The organism is uncultured Shewanella sp., from assembly GCF_947501665.1.
Lineage (GTDB): Bacteria > Pseudomonadota > Gammaproteobacteria > Enterobacterales > Shewanellaceae > Shewanella.
The window spans coordinates 1-586 of record NZ_CANMWS010000083.1 but is presented as its reverse complement, the minus strand read 5'-3'; the positions used below and the strand labels follow the sequence as shown (position 1 = coordinate 586).

1 protein-coding gene is annotated in these 586 nt (G+C 38.6%); it reads left to right on the top strand.

Going from position 1 to position 586, the window contains the following annotated elements; translation table 11 throughout:
- Nucleotides 1-69 precede the first annotated feature (69 nt).
- Nucleotides 70-462 carry a helix-turn-helix domain-containing protein gene (locus Q0976_RS24010; RefSeq protein ID WP_299497391.1) on the top strand — a complete coding sequence of 131 codons (393 nt, stop codon included), beginning with the start codon at nucleotides 70-72 and terminating at the stop codon, nucleotides 460-462.
- Nucleotides 463-586: the final 124 nt, after the last annotated feature.

Genomic DNA, 586 nt, shown 5'->3' with positions numbered 1-586 from the left:
CTGATGCTTGCATTCATGTAATCATTTTTATATAAATATCATTATGATATATACCATTGCTTTTTATAAATGAAACAAGTTAGATCTCTGTCAACTCATGAGTTCACCACGCTAGAAGCAGCGTTCAAGCATCATCCCAAACATCGCTGTAGAGTTCGAGCCCATGCAATATTGAGCAGTTATCATGGCTTTAGTATCAAACAAATTTCACAGCTATTATTGGTGCGCTCGGCTACGGTGTCTCTCTGGTTCGATCAATGGTTTGAATTAGGTATCGCCTTTCTTTATGACGGTAAACGTACTGGACGCCCGACAATCTATACATGTGATGAAAATCAACGACTAAAAGAACTGGTTGATGAGGAACCTTACCAACTTAAACACGCCCAATCGAATATGGCATTAGAGACAGGAAAAACCGCTAGTCAATCAACCCTTAAAAGAATACTCAAAAAAATTTAACTATAGTCATAAACGAGCCAGACATTCATTAAAAAACAAGCGCTCTGAGGAAGATTTTTTAGCTTGCCAAGACACCTTAGCGCGACTGATTGATGCTGAACATTCAGGGGAAATTGACCTCTTT